This window comes from Flavobacterium terrisoli, assembly GCF_030167905.1.
Classification (GTDB): domain Bacteria; phylum Bacteroidota; class Bacteroidia; order Flavobacteriales; family Flavobacteriaceae; genus Flavobacterium; species Flavobacterium terrisoli.
Genome location: NZ_JARGNA010000009.1, coordinates 26,486 through 47,224, shown reverse-complemented (window position 1 = coordinate 47,224; position 20,739 = coordinate 26,486). Strand labels below are relative to the sequence as shown.

Below are 20,739 nucleotides of genomic sequence, written 5' to 3'. Positions count from 1 at the left end.
AAGAAAGACATGAAAAATAAACGAAATACTATCCGATTTGTATGGCCACTGACTGTGTGGAGCTTATTGTTGTGCATTGCATCATCATGCGACAATTTTGTGGATGTTGACGAACCTAATTCGCAACTGACCAGTGATGCTGTGTTTGAAAGCAACACGACAGCTACGGCTGCAATGAAGAATATTTATGCTAAAATGAGAGATGCCGGTTTGTTGACTGGAAAGCCTCTTGGGTTAACTAATTTACTGGGGCAATACAGTGACGAATTGGTTTGTTATGAAACCGGAGCTTATACGGCGGAACCTTTTTATAATAATGGTTTGACCGCTACCAATGGCTATGTGCTGGAGTTGTGGACAACGACTTATAATCAAATTTATGCTGCTAATGCTGTGATTAAAGGCGTGACTAATTCGACAGCGCTTACCACGGCTCAAAAGAATCAACTTATTGGCGAGGCGTTGTTTGTTCGTGCGTTATTGCATTCCTACTTGGTAGGTGTTTATGGTGGCTGTCCTTATATAACTACCACTGACTATCAGCAAAACAGTACTGTGAATAGATTGTCTATAACAGCAGTTTATGAAAAATGTATTATTGATTTGGAGGAAGCTTCTACTTTGTTGCCAGAGAGTTATGTTAGTTATGAAAGGATAAGACCGAATCAATTTGCGGCGATGGCATTATTGGCGCGACTGTATTTGTATACTGAGCAATGGGCGGAAGCAAGTAATGCCGCATCGGCTGTATTGAACCAAACCGGAGTATATGTGTGGGAAGCCGATTTAGACAAGGTATTTTTAAAGGATTGCAGTAGTACTATTTGGCAGTTTTCTGCCGGTGGTGGCTATGCTAATGCTCAGGAAGGCGCACTATTTATTTTTACTGCCGGACCACCGCCAAGTGTTGCGCTTAGTCCAAACTTGTACAATAGCTTTGAAGTTGGAGACCAACGCAGAACTCATTGGATCAATTCTATCACCGATGGCACTACTACCTGGTATCATGCTTATAAATACAAGCAGGATAATGGTTCGAGTGCAACCAGTGAATATTCGGTAATGCTGCGACTGGTTGAGCAATATTTGATTAGAGCGGAAGCGAGAGCCAGACAGGGTGACTTGATAGGTGCCAAAGAGGATTTGAATTTTATAAGGAACAATGCCGGACTAGGAAATACTACGGCTGTTACCGGTTCTGAAATAGTTGATGCTGTGCTTCATGAGCGTCGATTTGAATTGTTTACTGAAACCGGATTTCGGTTTTTTGATTTGCAGCGCACCGGAAAATTGGATGCTACTTTATCAACGGTGAAACCGGGATGGAACAGTACTGACCAATACTGGCCGGTGCCTCAATCGGAATTATTGATTAACCCTAATCTTGCCCCACAAAATGCCGGTTACTAGAATAAAGAATTCATTTATTTTATTTTTTTTGGTTGTTTCCTGCTCCGTAATGGGGCAGGTTACGAACCAAAAGAATCTTACTGAAGCTGATTACCATTTGTGGAGTACTATGGAAATGCAAGCGGTATCTGCGAAAGGGGATTGGGTGAGTTATCACTTAGCTTATGAGAGTGGAAATGATACTTTATTTGTTAGGAATAAAAATGCTACTAAGACTCATTCTTTTCCAAAGGGTTATGATGGTAAGTTTGCTAAGGATTCATGGTTTGCTTGTATGATACCGGAAAATGTATTGGAAGTAGTGAATCTTAAAACCGGTTTGAAGAGACAAATGAGAGGAGCAACTCAATATGCTTTTTCGAGTGATGGATTAACCTTGATTACACTGACTGATTCTCATCAACTTTCTATTGAGCGTCTTGATGGTTCTGCAACAGAAACCATTGATAATGTAACCGGATTTTTTCTTAATCCATCGAGTACCGGTATGGTTTATACTATAGCTAAGGAAAAGGCCTCTTTGTATTACTGTCCCTTTGACGGGAAGCGGGAGCATTTTCAGAAGCTAGTTACTGATGGTGAAGCTACCTTCGAAAATATTGTTTGGCAACGGAAAGGACAGGCTTTTGCCTTTGTGAAAAAATATAAAGACACACTTGATAGTCGTAATGGTAAGAATTTGCATTTGTATCAATTAAAACAGAATAATATTTACAGTTTTGATGCTAATACTGTAGCTTCTATTGACAAAGGAAGCAATATTGAGCCACCGATTTGGACTCGGTTTACGATATCGGATGATGGGCAGCGGGTATTCTTTTACCTAACTGAAAGTACCCCAAATACTGCCGAAAAACCTATAGTACAACAATGGAATGGAAATGATGCCTGGACTTATCCTCAGGTTCAATTATCGGGTCGTTGGGACTTGCAGGCTAAATGTGCTGTATGGTATCCCAAGACTGGAGAGGTTAGACAACTAACTTCTAATGACCAACCAAAGCTATTGCTGAGTGGTGACCAACAGTATGCGATTACTTATAATCCGATGGGACAAAAACCACAGTTTACCATGTTGAGTAAAACAGATTGGTATTGTACCAATTTGAATACCGGTAAACGGACGCTGTTTTTAAAGAATTATATCTGTGATATGGAGGAAATCTCAGCTTCCTATGGAGGTAAGTATATTGTCTATCGTAATGCAGAACATTGGTGGGTATATGAATTGGCCACCGGAAAGCATGTTAATATAAGTGTCAATATTCCGCACTTGATTTATGATGAAGCGTATGATTATGCAGGAGCAAAACCTGCTTTTGGCATAGCCGGATGGACGACTAATGACGATACAGTTATTATTTATGATGAATATGATTTATGGTCTGTTAACCTTAAAAATCTGCAAGCCAAACGACTGACTAAAGGCCGAGAGAAACAGATAGTGTTTCGTATTGCTAACCAATCGGGACAACCGGACAGGTTTATGAATTTTGATGGGTTTACGTTTCCGGAACTTGCTATGGAAAAAGGAGTTTATTTGAAAGCTTCCGGAAAACTAACAAAGGAATCAGGATATTATTACTGGGATGGAAAAGAAAAACCTTTGGTTTTTAGTGATAAGAGTATTACTTCACTTGCATTTACTAATGAAAGTAAAACCTTGTACTATATGGAGCAAGATTATAATTCTCCGCCTAGTATTATGGCCATGGGAAAAGAAAATGGGCAAACCAATTTGGTTGTCATGAGCAATACACACCAAAAGAACTATCATTGGGGTAAGTCAATACTTATCAGTTACAGGAATTCAAAAAACAAAAATCTCCAAGCGGCGTTATATTATCCTGCTAATTATGACCCTTTGAAAAAATATCCTATGGTGGTTTACATTTATGAAAGATTGAGTGACCAAGTACACCGTTATGTTAATCCAAGTTTACTTAATGGTGCCGGCTTTAATATCAGTAATCTCACTACACAAGGTTATTTTGTTTTACAACCGGATTTGTCTTTTGAATTAGGTAACGTGGGAATGAGTGCTGCAGATTGTGTAGTGTCGGCTACAAATGTGGTTATTGATATAGGATTAGTTCAACCTGATAAAATAGCTTTAACAGGTCACTCTTTTGCAGGTTATCAAGTCAGTTACATAGCTACGCAGACTAAAAATTTCTTTGCTACTATAGTAGCCGGAGCGGGAGTTTCTGATTTAATTGGAAGTTATCTTTCTATTGGATGGAATAGTGGCAGGCCTGAAATTTGGAGGTATGAAGACCAGCAATGGAGAATGGGCAAATCGCTATATGAAGATATGGATGCCTATTTGAGAAATTCTCCTGTGATACATGCACAAAATATTACTTCACCATTGCTAATTTGGACTGGTGAGTTAGACAGACAAGTTCATTATTACCAGACGATAGGATTTTATAATGCCCTGCGTCGTTTAGAGAAAAAGGTTATTATGCTTGTTTATCCTGAGAGTGGACATGCTTTAAGCAAAAGGAATAGCAATATAGATTTTACCCATAGGTATGAAGAGTGGCTTGCTTCTTATTTAAAAGATATTCCTGCACCACAATGGATTAAGAAGGGCATGGAGTAGTAGACCGTTTTTAATGAAAAGCAGTTCCCTTAAAAGAGAACTGCTTTTTTTGACTGCTTTACTTTTTAGTTAGCACGTCTCCACAATTCGATAGCACAATGCGTAGCATCGGTCATACCGAAAATTTGCGCACCACCCGTTTGTGTTTCTGTGCAAAGTACCAATGTTTGCACATCAGAACAGTTGTTTTTAAACACACAAGTTGGTCCTTGTTTGATGTAGCCCGGTACTGTTGCTACCGCTTTTGACTTTGCTGCATTATTAGATGCAGTAGTGGCAAAGGCTCCGAATGCCGCAGCACCAAAAAGTACTACAGACAAAACCATTTTTAAATTTTTCATACGTTCAAAATTTAAAGTTTTTATTTTGATCTACTTTTTTCTACAGGTGTTCGATCTTATTCCTGATTCTTTTAAGCTATCGTCTAACTGAACGATCTATTTGATATGCTACTATAGTATTATCAAATATGAAATACACTTTGTTCTTAGTAGCGAACATCTCCTGAGGTTTTTTACCGTTGATGTGATAGACATAGAAGCTATAGTTGTAATTTTTTGTTTTTAGGTCATAGACATCAATTACAGAGGTTTGCCTCCATAGTTTGTTGGATTCATAGCGTCCTTTAAGATTTGAATAGACAAATAAATTATTTTCCGAAGTGCTAATTAGTTTATTGACCATTAAAGGAGATCCTGCTAGTTTCCTATCGCCATTGCTTAATGTGGCTATTTTGATTTTAGCTGTTTTAGTGGTGTCGATCGTATTACCACGATAAGAAAGTTGTAGATTCTTATCTGCTACTATAAATTGATTTCGATAAAAGTAGGAGTAGACCAGTTTTTGATTCTCGGGGTTATACCTTAGCATTCCGTCAGAATCAAAAACACCATCGATTTGTTTTTGTAAAAGTGTATGGTTCCAAAATGCTATCGTTGTGTCGGCAGAAAATTTTAGTTGGCCGAGAATACTTTCGTTGTTTTTTGGGTTTCGACTTCTGATAGCCGCTGTCGTGGAGTCAATGGTTTCAAAGACTGAGAAGTGCGTTTTTATACCCGGAATTTCATTTGCTCTCCAATTGGATATTCTACCTCTGAAAATGCATGGAACAGTGCCATCGGTTAGAAAGAAGTATGGTGGAGAAATGCGAATCAAAGCGGCTCGATAAGGCAACTCATAATTGTCGAGTTGAATTTTGTAATTACCAATAATTTTCAAGTTGTTGTTTATGGCCACTATTGAAAGCGGTGCTGTATAGTTTCCAAGATAGATTGTATCATTTACCCTACCGGCAAAATAGTAGCCGTCATATTTTAAATTTAGTTGTCCTGATTTATTATAAAGGTGTGGTGGATAACGACGGACAAAATTGTTTTCCTGATGGATGATCTGTTCTGATTTTAGGAATAGCAATAGTACAATACCAATGGCGAAAACGCTTGTTGAGAGTAACAAGATTATCTTATATCTTGTTTTCCAAACTTTATTCTGTTGAGGTAATTGTGCTAAAGACACAATGATTGCGAAAGCAGATAAGAAGCAAAAGCAAAGATTAAATACCAGATGTTCATTCCAAGTCATTTTTTCCAGAATGCCTCCGCAAGAGCAGGGAACAAATTCGCTGTAATGCAAGATTATATAGATATAGGCTGAGAACATCATCATCAGTCCGAACGAACTTACTAAAGCAAAAAAGCGAGTTCGATTGAACATTAATAAAATTGCAAGCAGAATTTCCAATAATGGAATGAACCAAGAAACCCAACCGGCGAAAGCGCTAAGTAAAGGAGATTGTCCCAGTTGGATAGTGAAAGTTTCATAATCGGATAATTTACTGAATGCTGCGTAGGAGAACAATAGGATGTGCAATAATGCAACTGTGTAAATGAGATTTTTTTTGAAGGCAGATGATAGTTTCATAATTAAAGGCGCTAAGGTTTTGAGGTGCTAAGGCACTAAGGTTTTGTTTTTAGAGGCTGAGTGACTGAGAAGCTGAGTTTGACAACCTCGTACCCATTTATCGGGACACCCCTCCTAAAACAGGAGGGGAGCTCTAGTTTTATTACAAGGGTAAAATTCTATAATATAAAATGTTAACAATATGCAAATCAGTAATTTGGCTATTCTAAAACGATTACCCTGCTGAGTTCGCTGGGAGCGTAATTGTATCTTTTTTTGAAGGCTTTGTAAAAGTTGAGGTAGGAGTTGAAACCGCTCATGAAGGCGATTTCTTTTAAGGATAAATCAGTTTGTTGAATTAGATTGTGCGCTTTTTTAAGGCGTTCTTCGTTGTAGAGCTGGTAAATGCTTGTATTGAAAAAATGTCGGAATCCTTCTTTTAATTTGAATTCGTTTGACCCAAACATTTTGGCTAAAGCTTTGACAGAGGGAAGTGGCTCTTCAAGATTGTTAATGATGTAGTTATACACATTTTGGATGATGACTGAATCCTTTGGACGTGGTGTTGGTTTATTGTTTGAACTAAAACTATCAACGAGTGAATCCTGAAGTACGGTTGTAACTGAAGTTATCAGAATTTCATCACTCTGAAGTAATTTAGATATTGTGAAGTGTAATGGGAGCAGCTTTTTATTGCCGGTTATTAAAACTAATTGTGCTGTGGAATGATATTCTTTATAGTTTAGAATTTCTTGTTTTATGCTTTGCCAAATATCTGATGATTGAGGTGTTATTAATTCATCAAACGTCTTTTCTTTTAAAGTGTCCGTACTGTAACCGAGATTTGAAATGACTGATGCATTAAAGCTTTTGATATTATAATCCTTGCTCAGTATAAATGTATTTTGGATAACGCTTTGATAATTGTAGTAGGGGATAACATAGCCTGATTTTTCAATAGTATTTTGAAGTGTCAACCCCAGGATATTAAGTACGCTGCTTAGTTCATCGATTTCATCATCCTTTTCTGTTGGTTCTATTCTGTATGCTAAGTTACCAGTTGCTAATTCGAATAGCATCTGGTAAATGTTTTTCATCCGTTGTGGGTAGGATTGGCTTTGCATGCAGTGAAAGAATAAAGCAGCAAAACTATATAAGAAGAATTCCCGAATCAAACAGTGTAGTGTGTGATTCGGGAATTAAACACTCTGATTTTAGAAGTTTTTTTAATAAAAAAAGCACTGCAATTTACTTGCAATGCTTTTTATGTAAAGAATATTACTTAATTTTTTATCCTGTTATTTTTAAATGCTGAATTTGTCCATCAACGATATCAAAGTGAAATTTTAATGTAATTGGGCTTCCGGGAAATGTGCCCGAGCATTCTGCTAATAAAACGCTTGTTCTGCCGTTTTCGGTATATTCCAATGGTTTCATGACAGCTTGATAATTCTTGTTTGAGTGATCAATCCAGCGCTCTATTTCAAGTCTTCCCTTATGCGTTTTACCTTCGTCAAAGACTACGGCAGTTTCTGAAAACAAATTGGCATAGGTCACAGCATCAAATTCGTTCTGTGCTTTAATCAAGTCTGTTAATACTTTTGGTAAGTTCATTGTTATTATTTTTAAAGATTATTAAATTGTTGGTACTGTACCGCCATCGATTACATATTCAGTTCCTGATAAATAATTGGCTCTCGGAGAAACAAGAAAACCAACCAATTCAGCTACTTCTTCCGGCTCAGCAGGTCTGCCGTAAGGTATTCCGCCTAATGCATCCATTACACCTTGTTGTGCCTCTTCTACAGTATTATTGGCGTTTCTTGCAATCTCAGCCAACCAGGCTTTTGATGCTCCAGTATTGATCCATCCTGGAGAAACAGTTAGCACGCGGATGCCTTTGGGCGTAACTTCATTTGATAAACTTTTACTGTAATTTCTCAATCCTGCTTTTGCAGCTGCATAAGGCAAAGTAGAGTCGTACAATGGTAATATACCCTGGATAGAAGCGATGTGAATAATGACACCGCTTTTTCGATCTAACATTTGCGGTAAAAATCCTCTGTCCAATCGTACTGGAGCAAGTAAATTAACCTGTAAGGTCGATTCCCAATCTTCATCAGATAATGCAGTAAAGCCACCGGCAGGTGTTGTTGAAGAACCAAGATTGTTCACCAAAATGTCAAGCCTTCCGTAAGCCGATAGCACTTCGCTGATTACTTTTTGTGTTCCTTCTGCCTTACTCAAGTCGGCCGGAATGAAATGCAGTTTGCTGTTTTCTTTTTCTGGGGCATTCCTTGCGGTAATAATAACCGTTGCTCCAGCCTGTAATAGTCTTTCTGCAATTGCCTTTCCAGCTCCTTTTGTACCTCCTGTTACTAAGGCAATTTTGCCTGATAATTCGTTTTGATAATCCATCTCGTATTCGTTTTAAAATTGTTAGGTACAAATTTCTGAAGTATGTAAGTTTCTCACAAGTAAGGAGTTACGATTCACATAGGGATAAATTTTTCCCCTATTGCAGGGATTGGTAGATAGGTTTACTTTTGTAGTATGTATGAGAGAAAAACAAAACCGAACTTAAATTGTGGCCTTGATCTAATAGGTGAAGTGCTCTATGGCAAATGGAAGATACGTTTGCTTTGGTTTATTAATGAAGGATTTCAAAGACCAAGCGAATTGCAACGCAAAATACCGGATGCTTCCCGCAGGGTTTTAAATATTCAATTGAAGGAACTGGAAGACCATGAATTGGTTTCAAAGGTAATTTACCCGGTTGTGCCTCCTAAAGTGGAGTATAGCCTGACGGATTTTGGTAAAACGCTGATTCCGGTAATTGCAGCCATCGGTGGTTGGGGAGATGAGCATGAAGCGCGTTTAAGGTCGGTTATCTTAAAACGTATAGAATCGAATCCTTGATATGTAAGAACTAGTTATCACTTTTTTATCGTCATTCTGTTCAACAAACTTTCTGCCCAGCCCAATCGTAATGAAAATTTTTCTTTTTACACAATAAGATAGCAACAGTTCCCGAAATTGTTTTCTGGAAACTTTGCTGATTTTATTTAAGTAAATCTTTAAGAATTATTTCAATTCAGCAACTACTTTTGAAATCTTGCCATTTTCAAACGTAAAACTAAAAGTTCCACCAATCTGTCCTCCGGGAAAATCACCAGTAAATTCGACCTCCATATCGGCAGTCTCGCCTGAGATAGTTAATGCTAGTAATTTGGTATGTGTTTTATATTCTATAAAATAGGTAGTATAGTAATCGCGAATTCCTTCATGCCCGGCAAAGGTTTTACCTACTGAGGGATCATCAAGGACTGCATCTTCATGGTATTTTTCCAGGTACTTCTCTGTATTATAATTATTACTTAGTTCCAACCAATCCGCCAAAAATGATTTTATATCCATTTATAAGTATGTATTATTTTGATACAAACTTAGTTTTTACCTGTGGAAATGATGTTGCTGAAGTGAGTTTGTCTGTATCCAAAATGACAAATTATGCCCAATCTTTGATTTTCATAATGAAGACTGTGGTATTCGTATAAAAAAAGATTGTGTTTCGGCGGAATTTTGTCCTATCAAAATCAATTACTAATTTAAAATTTTAGAAATCATGAAAAATTTATTCAAAAACACAATCATCGCATTAGGTTTATTTTTTGCTGTTGCAGCAAGCGCACAAAACCACAAACACGACACTGGATTTAAAATGCCGGCGTTAAACCCTAAAAGCCCTTTGGCTGAATTGAACGGAAACCATGTTGGTATCAGAGTACCAGATTATGATGCTGCCATTAAATGGTATACAGAAAAATTGGATTTTCGTATTATTCACGAATGGCCATATGCTGATGAAAAGCTGGCCTATTTGGCACCAGCCAATACCAACGACTTTTGGGTTGAGATTCTGGCAGGTGGAAAACTAAGTGAACCAATTGTATTTGATGACTTAGGCAAAAGCCTTGAAAAAGCCGGATTTCACCATATTTGTATGGATGTGGCAAGTGTAGATAAAACAGTTGCTGAATTGAAAAAAAGAGGCGTAACCATTATTGGTGAAACATTTTATCTTCCTGCAATTGGACGTAAGCTGGCATTCTTTCAAGACCCTTGGGGAAATATGATTGAGCTTTCTGAAGTGGTAAAAAAATAATTTCACATTAAAGTTTCAAAGCTCTTGGTATCGCCAAGGGCTTTACTTTTTCAAAATACTACAGTTATAAATACTAATTTTGAATTCTATGAGCCCACAGACTAAGCAAAATATTGCAAGATTCCTGGCATTTGCCATTATCCCTTTATCGGGTTTTGCCACCGACATTTATATTCCTTCTCTTCCTCAAATGGGAGCAGACCTGAACGTTACAAGCTTACAGGTTCAAATGACCCTTACGATATTTCTGATTAGTTATGGGCTTTCCCAACTTTTTATCGGCGCTATCCTTGACAGCTTTGGACGATTCAAAATTGGATTGGCCGCGCTGGTTCTGTTTGCTATTTCTTGCGTTGTGGTTGCCACTACACAAAACATCTATGTTATCTTCTTGATGCGCGCGATTCACGGTCTCACCGTAGCCACAATCGTTGTAGCAAAACGTGCCTACTTTGTAGATTTATATGAAGGTGAACAACTGCGAAATTATCTTAGTATTTTTACCATAATCTGGTCGGCAGGACCAATCATAGCGCCTTTTATTGGAGGTTTCCTGCAAACTGGTTTTGGCTGGAACTTCAACTTTTATTTTTTGGCAGCAATTGCGGGTGCACTCGCCATTTTAGAATACATTTTCAGTGGTGAAACACTACCGGTCGCTGCAGAATTTAATTTACGGAAAATTGCGGGCGTGTACTATCGGATGTTAACCACCGCAAGTTTTACATTAGGTTTGATTATGCTTGGCTTAGCTTATTCGATGGTGATGGTTTACAACCTTACCGGACCGTTTATAATTGAACATCATTTTAATTTCTCTCCTGTGATTATAGGATACTGTTCCTTGATTCTCGGCTTTGCCTGGATGTTGGGTGGCCTTTTGGGAAAGCTGACCATCAACAGGCCTTTCCTCAAAAAGATAATCATCAATCTAATCATACAATTACTTTTTGTGGTTATTATGTTGGTTAGTATTACCTTTGTAGAGACAGTATACAGTCTGATATTCTTTGCATTTATAGTACATGTTTGTGCGGGTTATACTTTTAACAATTACTTTACCTTTAACCTCGGGCAGTTTCCCCAAAATGCGGGTATAGCCGGCGGGCTGGTAGGCGGAGTGGTGTTTGTAATTGTTTCCTTCCTGTCTTATATGATGGTATATTTCATACCAGCCAAAGATGAAAGGAATTTAAGTATAAGTTACCTGTTTTTGGTTTTGGCTTCATTTGTTATTATGTTATTCGTTTACAAATTCAATAACTCTCGAAAGTTTGAAAAGTAAACATCTGAAATAATTAATAACATCAATTCATTTTTAATTGACGGATGAATTTGCCCTTCTGAATTCATGAGGCGTAATCCCCGTATTCTTCTTAAAAAAGAAATTGAAGTTCGGCTGATCGGCAAATCCAACAGCGTAACTGATTTCCTGTAATGACCACATCGTCTGCAATAACATCACTTTAGATTCTTCAAGAATGCGATTTTTTATGTGCGTGCTAAGGTTTTGTCCTGTATGTTTTTTAACCAAGCTATTTAGGTGATTGGGATGCACTGCTAAGGAGTGGGCAAATTCTTTTGCGGTCTTTAATCTAATGGGATTTTCATAATTAATATTGGCTGTTTCTTCTTCCAATAGATTAAAGAAACGATGGATATGCGTAAAATCTTCGGTAACGGCATCAGGTTCAGAAAATTTTGCAATGCGGCAACTTTCAATTACTATTAATTGCAGATACGCTTGAATGGATTCATTAGCAAAACTTACTTCGCGCGATTCTTCCTCTTCTAAATCTTTCCAAATACTATTAAGCCGAGGCAAATATTCGTCTTCTACAATTATTCCCCTTTTCGTTTTATCACTGTATACACCCAACTTTTCGATGGTAGATTTAAAGGTAGGGTGTTTTTCGATGTAGTCTTTTTTAAACAATACGTAATATCCAGATTGTGTTTCCTGCATATTTTGCCAGGAAATTATATCATTTGGGTGAACGAAAAAGATCATTGATTTGTCTATGTAATATGTATTGAGACCAAGGGTAAATATTCCTTTGCTACCAGTAAACATAATAATCATATAAAATTGTCGCCGGTTTGGAGATAGGTAGTTTTTACATGGGAATTTTTGACGGTCAACTACTTTAACAGGGCAATTATCGAAGCCAACCTGCAACACAGGTACAATATCCTGAATATCACTCAGCATCTCAATTTTTTTGCTCGCATTATTGCTTCTCATAAGCCATCTTTATTAGTTTAACAATCACTGCAATAGGCTCATAATTAATTTAATGAGTTTTTAAATTCAATTGGGGTGAGTTTGGTTTTCTTCTTAAAAAGCCTGCTGAACGATTGGGAATGTTCAAAACCTAAACGGTATGCAATTTCTGAAACGGACCAACTGGTTGTCGATAAATATTCTTTTGCTTTTTCAATCAATTTGTCATGAATGTGCTGTTGCGCATTTTGACCGGTAAGCGACCGAAGCATGTCGCTTAGATATCTAGGTGACACGTTCAGATGGTCTGCCAGCAATTCAACCGTTGGCAATCCTTCCTGCGATGATGTTTCGTGTTCAAAATGAGTGTCTAAAAGCGATTCCATTTTTGTAAGCAAATCATGGTTCACTGCTTTACGGGTAATGAACTGGCGCTTATAAAACCTATTACTATAATGGAGCAAAACCTCAAAATGGGCAATCAAAACATCTTGGCTAAAATCGTCAATATTGTTGCTTAATTCTGCTTTGATGTTTTCAAAAACAGAGAAGATAGTCTGCTTCTCTTTTTCGGAAATGTACAGCGCCTCATTAGCCGAATAGGAAAAGAATCCGAAAGTTTTGATTTTTTTCCCCAAAGGATAATTGCGGATAAAATCGGGATGGATTAATAAGGTATGCCCAGACACATCCTGATCGGCACTTCCTCGCGACAATATTTGATTTGGAGCTATAAAGGCCATTCTACCTTCGGCAAAATCATAACTGTTCTGTCCGTATCCTATTTTGCCGCTGAGATTGAATTTGTACGATATTTTATAAAAGTTGAGCTGAAATGTTTCAGGCTGCTCGTCAAAAGGGGTAGTTATATCGGCATAGTTTGCTAAATTAACTAAAGGATGCAGAGGCTTTGGGAGCCCAAGCACTTTATTTAGTTCAGATAAGGAGTCAAACCTTGCTATTTTAGTATCTTTTTTCATAGTTACAAAATTATCCTTTTCATTTTTGCAATGAAAATTTTAGAGAATGAATCTATTTTTTAGCTTATTGAAATGTGCTTCACCTCCCAATTCTTCTATTTCCTGAAATTCAGGTTCTGCATCCTTTCCTACAACGTAACGAAGTCGACTATTTCCATCTACCGCAGCATTATATATTACAGTTGCAATGCTTTCAGGCGAGGCGAATTTTTCGATCATTTCAGGTGTGTAACCTTCCATTACCTTTTTTTCCAATTTAGAGTAGGCGTTGTGCTCGGCACCCTCTAAGGAGCGACCTGCAAAATCAGTTTTTATCCCTCCAGGTGCAATGATCTTTACCTGAATTCCAAAGGCAGCAAGTTCATAGGCTAAACTTTCTGAAAAACCATCTATGGCAAATTTAGTAGCAGAATAAACAGAACAAGTTGGATAGCCCCATAAGCCCAGCATAGAGGAAATATTAATGAAAACACCATTCTGCTTTTCACGGAAATAGGGTATGAATGCTTTAGTGACCCTAATCACTCCTAATAAATTGGTATTGACCTGCCGAATAATTTGGTCATCCGACAATGCTTCAAGCACACCAATTAGCCCATATCCTGCATTATTTACAACAACATCTACAGAATGATTGTGTAAGGTATCATTAACAACTTGGTCTATCTGATTAGTATTGGAAACGTCCAATTGTAATAAGGTTACATTTTGAAGCTGGTTCAGTTCGGTTTCTTTATCCGGATTTCTCATAGTTGCAATCACATTCCAGCCTTTTGCTTGAAATAATTTGGCAGTTGCTTTTCCCAGCCCTGCTGATGCTCCTGTGATGAAAACTGTCTTTTGCATTTTTATTCTGTTTAATGATACTACAAATTTGAAGTTAATTATCAAGTTTCAGGTTGCCGTATTGAGTTTGATTGTAACCAAAATGACGATTCGACTGTGAGTCGGATAAAAATATTTTGATGATTTTCAGAGCTATAACGTTGGTTTTTTCTTTTCAACGACCAGTGGATTAAAATTTTGAAAATTTACCAGATTGATAATCAATAACATATATGTTTTTATGTTCTAATCTTTGATTTTCATAATCATGCCTTTGTTATTACTACAACCTACCTCTTGGTTTCGTCGCAACTTTGCTTCAGATAAAAACAATAACATTTATCAAATAGTAATCTTAAAAAAATAATCATCATGGAAATTACACAAAAACAAGCTTTCAAATCCTTAGATCAAGCGATTAGTAAAGCAAATGAAATTGGCGTAAATGCCAATATTACAGTTCTTGACACAGCAGGTCATATTAAAGCATTCGTAAGAATGGATGATGCATACCTGGGGTCTATTGATATTGCAATGGGAAAAGCTAAAACAGCGATGCTGTTCCGTATGAATTCTGAAGCCGTAGGCGAATTCCTTAACCCTGAAAACAAGACGTACGGAATGGTAAATACCAATGGAGGACTTGTAGGATTTAAAGGTGGTGTTCCTGTAAAATCAGGAGATGAAATTGTCGCGTACATAGGTGTATCAGGAGGAAGTCCTGACCAGGATTTTGAAATCGCAACCGCAGGAAGTGAAGTATAACAATTTAACTAAATATCATTTTAAAAACAATTAAAAATTAGAAATCATGAGTACAACAAAAAAAACAATTTTAATTACCGGAGCAGCTTCCGGATTTGGTGAAGGAGCAGCCTTTGGTTTAGCTAGACTAGGACACAAAATTATTGCCGGTGTGCAGATTGCTCCGCAGTTGACTGAAATGCGCAAAAAAGTAGAAGCTGCAGGCTTACAGGACAACATTGAGGTTGTAAAGCTTGACATCCTTGACAAGTATGATGTGGCCAACGCAGTGAAACGCGACATTGACATTTTCTTTAGTAATGCGGGTATTGGCGAAAGTGGGCCGGCATTCGAAATTCCTCTTGACCTAGTTCGTGCCAACTTTGAAACTAACTTGTTTGCACCATTGCATATGTCGCAATTATTTGCAGCCAAATGGATCAGAGAAGGTAAAAAAGGGAAAATCGTATTTACCTCTTCAATGGGTGGATTATTCACTCCATCAGGTTACGGAATCTACGTTTCAACCAAACATGCTTTAGAAGCGGTAGCAGAAGCTTTGGCAGATGAATTAAATCCATACGGAATCAAAATCCAAACTGTTAACCCGGGTGCTTATTTAACCGGTTTCAATGAAACTATGGCCGAAAATGCCTTCCGTTGGTTGGATGACGAAGTAAACTTCACTAAACGTGCTGACATGAAAGCCAATTTCGATTCACTATTAGGCACACCGGAAGGAAGATTGGATCCACAGGAAATGATTGATGCCATTATTGAAATTGTACCATCAGACGAAGGGAAATTTAGAAATGTAGTTCCGCAGTTTGTAGAAGACATGTTGAAAGAGCACCAATTGAAAGCTTGGGAAAACAGAATTTAATCCAGATTTGGTTTAACCGTGACAATCAATACGGGCGATTTTTAAAGTCGTCCGTATGATTTTATATTCAAGTCCTATCTATTTTAAAATATAATTTCTTTTTCTAACTTTACAAAACCAAACAAAAATGAGAATGATTACAGAAACACTCGATAGCAAAGAAATTAATACGCTCAGGGATTTACCTGATATGATTCCTGTTTTTCGTGGATTTTTTGAAGACTGGAACATTAGGGTTTTTAACCGTGAGCAACATGAATGCCGAAGTTATCTGTCGCCAAATCGCAGGGAGTTTTATAAAGCTATGTTGATTACAAAGGGACAAGGGGTGTTTACTATGGGCCTTAATACTTACTATATAGAGGAACCAACATTGCTGTTTATTCATCCTAATGATATTATTTCATGGAAGAACCTTTCAGAGGCTGAATCGGGCGGCTTTTATGTGTTATTCAAAAAATCATTCATTAATCATCATTTACAACTCAAGGCAATCATTGATAAATTTGGACTGTTTTCCGACAAATCCAAAAGCGTCATCCGCCTGACTGAAGACGAAGTGCCTCGTATCAGTCAGTATTTTGAAAGGATGCAGGCAGAAGAATTGGATACTGATAATGGCGATTATAAAGAAGATGCCATGCAGGCTTTTTTGCAATTGCTGATGGTGGAGAGCATGAAGGTTGCACGATATCCAAAACCAGATGAGGTAACAGAAGATTACTCACACATACATCATTTTTTCAATCTTCTGGAAAAGGAAACTTCCGGTATCAATTATACGACTCCTATAAGGATCAAAACAGCGAAGGAATTTGCCAATGACCTTCAAATGCACCCCAATTACCTGAATGCTGTTTTGAAAAAACACACAGGCCAAAATGCTAGCACACATATCCGTAACCGAATACTTGATGAAGCGAAAGCCCTTTTGGTACAGACTGACTGGAGCCTTCAGGATATCAGTTACAGTATTGGGTTTGCTGAACAACCGAACTTTAGTCAATTCTTTAAAAAAAATACAGGTTTTACACCTGCAGAATTCAGGAGAAGCTTTTAAATGCTTTACTCTTTATTATAAAAAATCCCCCTGTCGCAGACAGGGGATTTTTTTTGCTCCCTACTGAAAATTAACGGAATCTATCGAAATCTTTGATATTCATAATACTGGCTTTGCAATTCGTAAAAGTTGAGGACTGCTTTGTATGGAACTTTGTATCAACAAAATAGGATAGTTAAATCTTATTGATAAACATAAAATACTAAAAAAATGAAAAAGTCAATTTTAATAATCGGAGCAGGTCCAGGTTTAAGTCTTGGAGTTGCTAAAAAATTTGCTTCAAAGGAATTTACAATTAATCTCATCAGCAGAAATCAAGAAAATCTTGAAAAAATAAAATCGGAATTGAATCATCAAGGTATTGAAGTGAATTACGCGACAGCCGACGCAGGTAGTGCAGAACAGCTTACTAGTGCTATTACATCATTATCCGAAATCAATTCGGGGTTTGATGCAGTTTTCTACAATGCGGCTGTTTTAAAAGCAAAAGATATTTTAGAAGAAACCTCTGAAAGCCTTACGCAGGAATTTACGATCAATGTTGCCAATGCATTGCATTCGTTACAACTTACACGTGAAGGACTAAAACAGAAAAAAGGTGCTTTCCTATTAACTGGTGGTGGCTTGGCAATCACACCAAGTGCTGAGTACGGTTCTCTATCAATAGGTAAGGCCGGAATCAGAAGTCTGGCATTGCAATTACATGACCGTCTGAAACAAGACGATATTTATGTAGGACTACTTACTGTAGCAGGATTTATTTTGTCTGACAGTGAAACCCATTCACCTCTAATTCTTGCAGACTTATTTTGGAAACTATATAGTGAGAGAACATCAGTAGAATTTCATCAATAAAAAATCAATATCATGGAAACACAAAATAAACACAATTCGGTAACACTATTTGTAAAAGTTGCCGCAAAAGCAGAAAGCCAGGATAAAGCGAAATCAGCATTGCTTGATGATGTTCATGGAGCTTGGACGGAAAGTGGAAATTTAAAAATGGAGCTTTATGAGGCAAATAATCAGCCGAATTCTTTCTACTTATTTGAGCGCTGGCAGGATCAAGCATCTTTAGAAAATCATTTCAAGCAACCTTATACAACTGCCGCTTTTGACCTTCAGGCAAATGATCTGACCGATCCTATTGAAATGAATTACCTAGTTGATTTATGGCCTTTAAAAGAAGACTTGAAAAAGCAGGAACATAGAGCATTGACCACACTTATCGTACCATTTGAGGTGAGCCCTGGGAATGGTGAAAAACTAGTTGAATTATTTGAAAAATTTGTTCCAATAGTTAGACAAGAGCGTGGCAACGTGGAGTTTCATTTCCACAAAGTTATAGGTGATGATAATCTATTTGTACTATACGAACGTTGGGAAAAGCAAGAAGATTTAGATCATCATAATACGCAGCAAACCACAATTGAACTAGTAAACAAGGTTGGATCGTTACTTAAAGGAACTGTTTTAGATTCCATTCTGTTCGCTACTGACATAAGCAAAGAACATTAAATAAAAACATATTATGAAAAACAATAAAGTATGGCTTATTACCGGTGCATCGCAAGGTATTGGTTTTGCAGCCGTGAGATATCTTCTCTCAAAAAATCAAACTGTTATTGCCACCACGAGAGATGCTGACACATTTGATAAAAATGTTATCAAAAACCCTTTGTTGGAAGTAATCAGCCTTGATTTGACGAATGAAGAAAACGTAGAGAAAGCGGTAAGTTATGTTTCTGAAAAGTATGGCACAATTGATATACTTATCAACAATGCAGGATTTGGATTTGTTGGTGCAATTGAAGAGGCATCTGAAGATGAAATTGCTAAAGTACTGTCGATTAACGTTGAAGCTACCATCAGAATGACGCGTTATGTGTTACCTGTAATGCGTAAAGCCGGAAGCGGTCATATTATAAATCTATCATCAGCTTCAGGTTTGGTAAGTTCTGCAGGTTTTGGAATCTACAATGCCGCTAAATATGCGGTTGAAGGTTTTTCAGAAGCCTTATACCATGAAGTAAAAGATCTTGGCATCAAGGTTACGATTATCGAGCCGGGGGCGTTTAGAACTAATTTTTTAGATAGCTCGCTGGCCGTAGCGAAAAAAAGCATCACTGACTACGATGCCACGGCGGGCAACTTTAAGAATATATTAAAAGGGAATAACGGCAATCAGCCAGGTGATCCTGAACGAGCTGCACAAATCATTTTGGAAATCAGTGAAATGGAAAATCCACCACTTCGACTATTGCTTGGTCAGGATGCTTATAACAGGGTTACGAAGAAGCTCGCTGATATGCAGGCGGAAATTGAGAAAATGAAATACATCACTTTACTAACAGGCTTTTCAAACAATTAACTATTAGAAAATCTATTATTATGAAAACAATTAAAATGGCAGTTTTTGCTTTATTGGCAAGCTTCGGAATGAATGTAACTGCACAGACACAGGCTGAAAATAAAAGAATCATTAAGGCAGGTTTTGATCGCTGGGCTAAGGCAGAAGGAAGCTTCTTCGAACTTCTTACAGATGATATGGTATGGACCATCAATGGAAGTGCACCACTATCAAAAACTTACAATGGTAAAAAACAGTTCCTGGATGAAGTTATCAATCCTCTTAATGAAAGGCTTTCGCAAAAAATCGTTCCAACTGTTAGAGCCTTGTATGCAGAAAATGATGTAGTAATTGCCCTTATAGACGGAAAGGCTACAGCAAAAGACGGCAAGCCATATAACATGTCCTATGCATGGTTCATGCAAATGAAGAATGGAAAAATTGTTAAGGTTGATGCATTCCTTGATGGAATCCAGTTTGCAGATGTAATGCAGCGACTTTCGGGAAATTAATTTCTCAGAATTTGATATACAACTAACTAAAAACTTAAGATTATGCACGCTGGAAGACGTTACTCTTTATCCGAATTTCTTATTTGGTCAAGACGCAGTATTTATTATCTCTTTATAGTTGCCTCAATTCCTGTATTGCTTTACAAATTGTGCGGATTGGACTGGTTGTATATTCCGTGGGCACCTGTAACCCTAATTGGTACAGCGGCAGTATTTATAACAGGCTTTCGAAATAACGCAACCTATGCAAGATCCTGGGAAGCAAGGCAAATTTGGGGAGCAATTGTAAATAGCAGTCGTTCCTGGGGTATCATGGCTAAAGATTTTATAAAGAAAGATGCTGTGAATTCGCATAGCATACAAAAGACTTTAATATACAGACATATTGCATGGCTAACAGCCTTACGCTTTCAGCTGCGTCAACAAAGAGCATGGGAAAATGTGCGTGTACGGGCAAATTATAAAGAGTATGCAAAGAAATACAATGTTCAGGAGTGGGATGAAACACTACAGTATAATCTAGAAGGATTATTGCCTGCCGATGAACTATCCCAAATTGCCAAGGTGGCCAATCCTGCTGCCCAGATTATTCGTTTACAATCGGAACACATCGGAAGACTGAATGCCGAAAACAGTATTGAAACTATAAAATATGTTGAAATGGTTACCGTGTTAAAAGAATTTTACGATCAGCAAGGGCGTAATGAAAGGATTAAAAATTTTCCATACCCACGACAATTTGCTAGTATCAGCGTGTTTTTTATCCACCTTTTCATCATTATGACACCACTGGGGATATTAAAGGAATTTAATAATCTTGGGACCTACGGTATTTGGTTGACAATTCCTTTTAGCGTGATAATAGGCTGGATTTTCCTTGTACTTGAAAATGTTGGAGAAAGCACCGAGAATCCATTTGAAGGTGGCGCTAATGACATACCGATAACTGCCATGAGCAGGACTATTGAAATAGATTTGAGAGAAATGCTTGAGGAGAAAGATATTCCTCCACCATTACAACCAGTCAACAATATCTTAATGTAGTCTTAGAAATCCGAATCTGTATTTTAATAAAAGCA

At 37.5% G+C, this 20,739-nt stretch carries 22 protein-coding genes; 13 read left to right on the top strand and 9 right to left on the bottom strand.

Annotated features, from left to right (window positions below; genetic code table 11):
* The first annotated feature begins 9 nt into the window (after window positions 1-9).
* Together P1K33_RS13350 and P1K33_RS13345 are read left to right on the top strand one after the other, a co-directional pair.
* Window positions 10-1,410: a RagB/SusD family nutrient uptake outer membrane protein gene (locus P1K33_RS13350; protein WP_284653487.1), complete on the top strand. Its 1,401-nt coding sequence runs from the start codon at window positions 10-12 to the stop codon at window positions 1,408-1,410.
* The gene (locus tag P1K33_RS13345) at window positions 1,397-4,018 is read left to right on the top strand and encodes an alpha/beta hydrolase family protein (protein WP_284653486.1); all 2,622 of its coding nucleotides are present in this window, start codon (window positions 1,397-1,399) and stop codon (window positions 4,016-4,018) included. Before P1K33_RS13350 ends, P1K33_RS13345 begins: the two co-directional genes overlap by 14 nt.
* Window positions 4,019-4,083: 65 nt before the next feature.
* On the opposite strand, the gene P1K33_RS13340 is transcribed toward P1K33_RS13345, so the two are convergent.
* From P1K33_RS13340 to P1K33_RS13320, 5 genes are all read right to left on the bottom strand, one after another.
* The gene (locus tag P1K33_RS13340) at window positions 4,084-4,359 is read right to left on the bottom strand and encodes a DUF6520 family protein (protein ID WP_284653485.1); all 276 of its coding nucleotides are present in this window, start codon (window positions 4,357-4,359) and stop codon (window positions 4,084-4,086) included.
* A 76-nt stretch (window positions 4,360-4,435) separates the two neighbouring features.
* Complete coding sequence (locus P1K33_RS13335) at window positions 4,436-5,938, bottom strand: MauE/DoxX family redox-associated membrane protein (RefSeq protein ID WP_284653484.1); 1,503 nt, start codon at window positions 5,936-5,938, stop codon at window positions 4,436-4,438.
* Window positions 5,939-6,138: 200 nt separating this feature from the next.
* A complete protein-coding gene (locus tag P1K33_RS13330; protein ID WP_284653483.1) occupies window positions 6,139-7,014 on the bottom strand; it encodes a helix-turn-helix transcriptional regulator in 876 nt (291 codons plus the stop codon).
* A 193-nt stretch (window positions 7,015-7,207) separates the two neighbouring features.
* Window positions 7,208-7,531 (bottom strand): nuclear transport factor 2 family protein, encoded by a 324-nt coding sequence (locus P1K33_RS13325; protein ID WP_284653482.1) that lies wholly within the window; start codon window positions 7,529-7,531, stop codon window positions 7,208-7,210.
* A 21-nt stretch (window positions 7,532-7,552) separates the two neighbouring features.
* Window positions 7,553-8,335 (bottom strand): SDR family oxidoreductase, encoded by a 783-nt coding sequence (locus P1K33_RS13320; protein ID WP_284653481.1) that lies wholly within the window; start codon window positions 8,333-8,335, stop codon window positions 7,553-7,555.
* A gap of 135 nt (window positions 8,336-8,470) precedes the next feature.
* On the opposite strand from P1K33_RS13320, the gene P1K33_RS13315 reads away from it, so the two are divergent.
* A complete protein-coding gene (locus tag P1K33_RS13315; RefSeq protein WP_284653480.1) occupies window positions 8,471-8,836 on the top strand; it encodes a winged helix-turn-helix transcriptional regulator in 366 nt (121 codons plus the stop codon).
* 165 nt (window positions 8,837-9,001) lie between these two features.
* On the opposite strand, the gene P1K33_RS13310 is transcribed toward P1K33_RS13315, so the two are convergent.
* Window positions 9,002-9,334 carry a nuclear transport factor 2 family protein gene (locus tag P1K33_RS13310; protein ID WP_284653479.1) on the bottom strand — a complete coding sequence of 111 codons (333 nt, stop codon included), beginning with the start codon at window positions 9,332-9,334 and terminating at the stop codon, window positions 9,002-9,004.
* A 208-nt stretch (window positions 9,335-9,542) separates the two neighbouring features.
* On the opposite strand from P1K33_RS13310, the gene P1K33_RS13305 reads away from it, so the two are divergent.
* Together P1K33_RS13305 and P1K33_RS13300 are read left to right on the top strand one after the other, a co-directional pair.
* Window positions 9,543-10,082, top strand: coding sequence for a VOC family protein (locus P1K33_RS13305; RefSeq protein WP_284653478.1), 540 nt, complete (start codon window positions 9,543-9,545; stop codon window positions 10,080-10,082).
* Window positions 10,083-10,170: 88 nt separating this feature from the next.
* Window positions 10,171-11,367: an MFS transporter gene (locus P1K33_RS13300; RefSeq protein ID WP_284653477.1), complete on the top strand. Its 1,197-nt coding sequence runs from the start codon at window positions 10,171-10,173 to the stop codon at window positions 11,365-11,367.
* Between the two features lie 33 nt (window positions 11,368-11,400).
* Here P1K33_RS13300 and P1K33_RS13295 read toward each other — a convergent pair whose 3' ends face one another.
* Genes P1K33_RS13295 through P1K33_RS13285 form a run of 3 tightly spaced genes read right to left on the bottom strand, consistent with a single transcriptional unit; the run spans window position 11,401 to window position 14,132 of the window.
* Entirely contained in the window at window positions 11,401-12,327 is a 927-nt protein-coding gene (locus tag P1K33_RS13295; protein WP_284653476.1) for an AraC family transcriptional regulator, read from the bottom strand.
* A 44-nt stretch (window positions 12,328-12,371) separates the two neighbouring features.
* A complete protein-coding gene (locus P1K33_RS13290) occupies window positions 12,372-13,286 on the bottom strand; it encodes a helix-turn-helix domain-containing protein (RefSeq protein ID WP_284653475.1) in 915 nt (304 codons plus the stop codon).
* A 39-nt stretch (window positions 13,287-13,325) separates the two neighbouring features.
* On the bottom strand, window positions 13,326-14,132 hold the full coding sequence (locus P1K33_RS13285) for an SDR family oxidoreductase (protein WP_284653474.1): 807 nt from the start codon (window positions 14,130-14,132) through the stop codon (window positions 13,326-13,328).
* A gap of 351 nt (window positions 14,133-14,483) precedes the next feature.
* Between P1K33_RS13285 and P1K33_RS13280 the strand changes: the two genes are divergently transcribed.
* The 8 genes from P1K33_RS13280 (at window position 14,484) to P1K33_RS13245 (ending at window position 20,704) form a co-directional block, all read left to right on the top strand.
* Window positions 14,484-14,876, top strand: a complete 393-nt coding sequence (locus P1K33_RS13280; RefSeq protein WP_284653473.1) for a GlcG/HbpS family heme-binding protein — start codon at window positions 14,484-14,486, stop codon at window positions 14,874-14,876.
* Between the two features lie 46 nt (window positions 14,877-14,922).
* Entirely contained in the window at window positions 14,923-15,738 is an 816-nt protein-coding gene (locus tag P1K33_RS13275; protein WP_284653472.1) for an SDR family oxidoreductase, read from the top strand.
* 133 nt (window positions 15,739-15,871) lie between these two features.
* Entirely contained in the window at window positions 15,872-16,798 is a 927-nt protein-coding gene (locus P1K33_RS13270; protein ID WP_284653471.1) for an AraC family transcriptional regulator, read from the top strand.
* A gap of 210 nt (window positions 16,799-17,008) precedes the next feature.
* On the top strand, window positions 17,009-17,653 hold the full coding sequence (locus P1K33_RS13265; RefSeq protein ID WP_284653470.1) for an SDR family NAD(P)-dependent oxidoreductase: 645 nt from the start codon (window positions 17,009-17,011) through the stop codon (window positions 17,651-17,653).
* A 12-nt stretch (window positions 17,654-17,665) separates the two neighbouring features.
* Entirely contained in the window at window positions 17,666-18,316 is a 651-nt protein-coding gene (locus P1K33_RS13260) for a putative quinol monooxygenase (protein ID WP_284653469.1), read from the top strand.
* 13 nt (window positions 18,317-18,329) lie between these two features.
* Window positions 18,330-19,169 carry an oxidoreductase gene (locus P1K33_RS13255; protein WP_284653468.1) on the top strand — a complete coding sequence of 280 codons (840 nt, stop codon included), beginning with the start codon at window positions 18,330-18,332 and terminating at the stop codon, window positions 19,167-19,169.
* Between the two features lie 20 nt (window positions 19,170-19,189).
* On the top strand, window positions 19,190-19,660 hold the full coding sequence (locus tag P1K33_RS13250) for a nuclear transport factor 2 family protein (protein WP_284653467.1): 471 nt from the start codon (window positions 19,190-19,192) through the stop codon (window positions 19,658-19,660).
* A gap of 42 nt (window positions 19,661-19,702) precedes the next feature.
* On the top strand, window positions 19,703-20,704 hold the full coding sequence (locus P1K33_RS13245) for a bestrophin family protein (protein ID WP_284653466.1): 1,002 nt from the start codon (window positions 19,703-19,705) through the stop codon (window positions 20,702-20,704).
* Window positions 20,705-20,739: the final 35 nt, after the last annotated feature.

What these genes read in the sequence shown, in the direction of transcription:
- P1K33_RS13310 (WP_284653479.1), bottom strand. Translation starts at nt 9,334, where the DNA reads ATGGATATAAAATCATTTTTGGCGGATTGGTTGGAACTAAGTAATAAT.
- P1K33_RS13260 (WP_284653469.1), top strand. Translation starts at nt 17,666, where the DNA reads ATGGAAACACAAAATAAACACAATTCGGTAACACTATTTGTAAAAGTT.
- P1K33_RS13285 (WP_284653474.1), bottom strand. Translation starts at nt 14,132, where the DNA reads ATGCAAAAGACAGTTTTCATCACAGGAGCATCAGCAGGGCTGGGAAAA.
- P1K33_RS13280 (WP_284653473.1), top strand. Translation starts at nt 14,484, where the DNA reads ATGGAAATTACACAAAAACAAGCTTTCAAATCCTTAGATCAAGCGATT.
- P1K33_RS13250 (WP_284653467.1), top strand. Translation starts at nt 19,190, where the DNA reads ATGAAAACAATTAAAATGGCAGTTTTTGCTTTATTGGCAAGCTTCGGA.
- P1K33_RS13315 (WP_284653480.1), top strand. Translation starts at nt 8,471, where the DNA reads ATGTATGAGAGAAAAACAAAACCGAACTTAAATTGTGGCCTTGATCTA.
- P1K33_RS13325 (WP_284653482.1), bottom strand. Translation starts at nt 7,531, where the DNA reads ATGAACTTACCAAAAGTATTAACAGACTTGATTAAAGCACAGAACGAA.
- P1K33_RS13295 (WP_284653476.1), bottom strand. Translation starts at nt 12,327, where the DNA reads ATGAGAAGCAATAATGCGAGCAAAAAAATTGAGATGCTGAGTGATATT.
- P1K33_RS13340 (WP_284653485.1), bottom strand. Translation starts at nt 4,359, where the DNA reads ATGAAAAATTTAAAAATGGTTTTGTCTGTAGTACTTTTTGGTGCTGCG.
- P1K33_RS13255 (WP_284653468.1), top strand. Translation starts at nt 18,330, where the DNA reads ATGAAAAACAATAAAGTATGGCTTATTACCGGTGCATCGCAAGGTATT.
- P1K33_RS13350 (WP_284653487.1), top strand. Translation starts at nt 10, where the DNA reads ATGAAAAATAAACGAAATACTATCCGATTTGTATGGCCACTGACTGTG.
- P1K33_RS13300 (WP_284653477.1), top strand. Translation starts at nt 10,171, where the DNA reads ATGAGCCCACAGACTAAGCAAAATATTGCAAGATTCCTGGCATTTGCC.
- P1K33_RS13305 (WP_284653478.1), top strand. Translation starts at nt 9,543, where the DNA reads ATGAAAAATTTATTCAAAAACACAATCATCGCATTAGGTTTATTTTTT.
- P1K33_RS13290 (WP_284653475.1), bottom strand. Translation starts at nt 13,286, where the DNA reads ATGAAAAAAGATACTAAAATAGCAAGGTTTGACTCCTTATCTGAACTA.
- P1K33_RS13275 (WP_284653472.1), top strand. Translation starts at nt 14,923, where the DNA reads ATGAGTACAACAAAAAAAACAATTTTAATTACCGGAGCAGCTTCCGGA.
- P1K33_RS13270 (WP_284653471.1), top strand. Translation starts at nt 15,872, where the DNA reads ATGATTACAGAAACACTCGATAGCAAAGAAATTAATACGCTCAGGGAT.
- P1K33_RS13320 (WP_284653481.1), bottom strand. Translation starts at nt 8,335, where the DNA reads ATGGATTATCAAAACGAATTATCAGGCAAAATTGCCTTAGTAACAGGA.
- P1K33_RS13335 (WP_284653484.1), bottom strand. Translation starts at nt 5,938, where the DNA reads ATGAAACTATCATCTGCCTTCAAAAAAAATCTCATTTACACAGTTGCA.
- P1K33_RS13330 (WP_284653483.1), bottom strand. Translation starts at nt 7,014, where the DNA reads ATGAAAAACATTTACCAGATGCTATTCGAATTAGCAACTGGTAACTTA.
- P1K33_RS13245 (WP_284653466.1), top strand. Translation starts at nt 19,703, where the DNA reads ATGCACGCTGGAAGACGTTACTCTTTATCCGAATTTCTTATTTGGTCA.
- P1K33_RS13265 (WP_284653470.1), top strand. Translation starts at nt 17,009, where the DNA reads ATGAAAAAGTCAATTTTAATAATCGGAGCAGGTCCAGGTTTAAGTCTT.
- P1K33_RS13345 (WP_284653486.1), top strand. Translation starts at nt 1,397, where the DNA reads ATGCCGGTTACTAGAATAAAGAATTCATTTATTTTATTTTTTTTGGTT.